The following is a 1,708-nucleotide window of genomic DNA, read 5'->3' as shown; positions in this document are numbered from 1 at the left end:
ATATAAACCCCCTTGAGCAGCGCGATGCGCTGCTCAATTTTTTACCGATACCGGCGCTGAGATCCTGAATACCTGACACGAAAAAGCCCGGTCTAGTGCCGGGCTCGTTGGGAAAAAACTCAGCGCGAATTCACCTCTTTCGCGGTCTTGGCGGATGATCTTTCCCTGCGCCTCCGAACCCAGCTAATGAGCGCGTGTACCGGGTGCAGAAAGGCTGTAAACACGCCAAGCAGCATGATGACGAAGATGGTAATCAGCGGGATGCTTTCGTGAGAAAACATGGTGGGGTACTCCTGTAGTCACTATGTCGTAACCCGCAGACTAGACGCATAGAATGATTTTTTCGATGAACGTATGTTCATCCTCGGCCGCTTCAATTGTGCTACGGCGAGGCTCGCAATATTGACTGTTTTTGGATGTGAGCAAGTAATTATTGCAGGGGGATTCATGGATAGGTTTTCAATGCGCGACGACGCAAACCGGTGATACATTCCCCCGCATTTCCACAGGAGTGACCTGCATGAAATTGATCGCGGGGGCTTTGGCCCTGGCGCTGCTTTCTGGCTGTACAGACAGCGGCCCAATAAAGGTCGGACCTGACACCTATACGATTTCTACACGTGTTCCCTTCGGCGGCCCGGCTTCCGCGAAAGGGCAGGCTTTGAAAGAAGCCAACACTTTTTGTGCATCCTTGGGTAGGGAAATTCTCCTCGACCATATGCAGGCGAGCGAGTGCGCGCTACATGGTGGTTGTGGTGAGGCAGAAATATTTTTCTTTTGCCTAGCCTCAAATGATCCGCAGCTAAAGCGCCAAAAATACAGTGCCGATCCAACCCAGAAGATCGAAATTGACCAGAGGTAAGCTTCTTCTGGATGTCACCCTTGCGGGTTTTTCGTGCCGATTCCTCGATGGTGATAAAGTCCCGCCAAATCTCAATGAGGGAACGACATGAAATTGTTCGCAGGAGCTTTGGCGATGGCGATGCTGGCGGGGTGCGCCACTCCATCAGACTTGAAGTCTGGGAGTCCAGTGTTTGTTGCAACCACGAAGAAGACTCCCAAGCAGTACGCTTGGTGTGTTTTTCCTCAGTGGCAAGATTTGAACGCTGGTGCAACGATGTCTGAGACTGAAAGTGGTTATCGTTTGGTGATGGCAAATCCAGGGGTAGGTCAAACGGACGAGCTTTTGGAAATCAACCGATCAGGCAGCGGCGCAACGGTTCGCCAATATCAACGAATTGCATGGCAGCAGATGGGTAGAGGCGGAGTTTCAGAAGCCGTCAAAAAATGCATTTGAGCATGATCAATCACGAGCCGCCTAAGGGCGGCTTTTTGCTCTCTGGAGAAAAGTAATGGCCGCACTCGCAATCAATTACCAACCCATGACCACAATTCTGCTCTATGGGCAGCTCCGCCAGTTTGGCCGTTCGTTTAGGCTGTCCGTGCGATCGCCCGCCGAGGCGATTAAGGCGCTCTGTGTCCAGATACCTGGCTTCGAGCGCTTTATCTCCAATGCAAAATCGAGAGGTATGGAGTTCGCCGTCTTCCGTGGGTCAAAAAACCTTGAGGAAAAAGAGCTTGGTTTTGGTGGTGACGGAGATATCCGCATCGCGCCAGTTGTCACAGGCAGCAAGCGGGCTGGCATGCTTCAAACAATAGTTGGGGTAGCGATGATCGTGGCGTCGTTTTTTGTACCTGGCAGTACACC

General features: G+C 51.9%; 4 protein-coding genes. 3 read left to right on the top strand and 1 reads right to left on the bottom strand.

The window, feature by feature from the left end; genetic code table 11:
- Positions 1-119: 119 nt before the first annotated feature.
- Complete coding sequence (locus AC1DH9_RS28595) at positions 120-281, bottom strand: hypothetical protein (RefSeq protein ID WP_477806124.1); 162 nt, start codon at positions 279-281, stop codon at positions 120-122.
- Between the two features lie 239 nt (positions 282-520).
- On the opposite strand from AC1DH9_RS28595, the gene AC1DH9_RS28590 reads away from it, so the two are divergent.
- The 3 genes from AC1DH9_RS28590 to AC1DH9_RS28580 all read left to right on the top strand — a co-directional run.
- Positions 521-862, top strand: coding sequence for a hypothetical protein (locus AC1DH9_RS28590; RefSeq protein WP_477806125.1), 342 nt, complete (start codon positions 521-523; stop codon positions 860-862).
- 87 nt (positions 863-949) lie between these two features.
- Complete coding sequence (locus AC1DH9_RS28585; RefSeq protein WP_477806126.1) at positions 950-1,297, top strand: hypothetical protein; 348 nt, start codon at positions 950-952, stop codon at positions 1,295-1,297.
- Positions 1,298-1,352: 55 nt separating this feature from the next.
- The coding region (locus tag AC1DH9_RS28580; RefSeq protein WP_477809276.1) for a tail assembly protein at positions 1,353-1,708 on the top strand (356 nt) is incomplete at its 3' end.

Source organism: Pseudomonas sp. 05T35, assembly GCF_056396605.1.
Note: the sequence above shows the minus strand (reverse complement) of the source record. Positions and strands in the feature narration are given on the sequence as shown.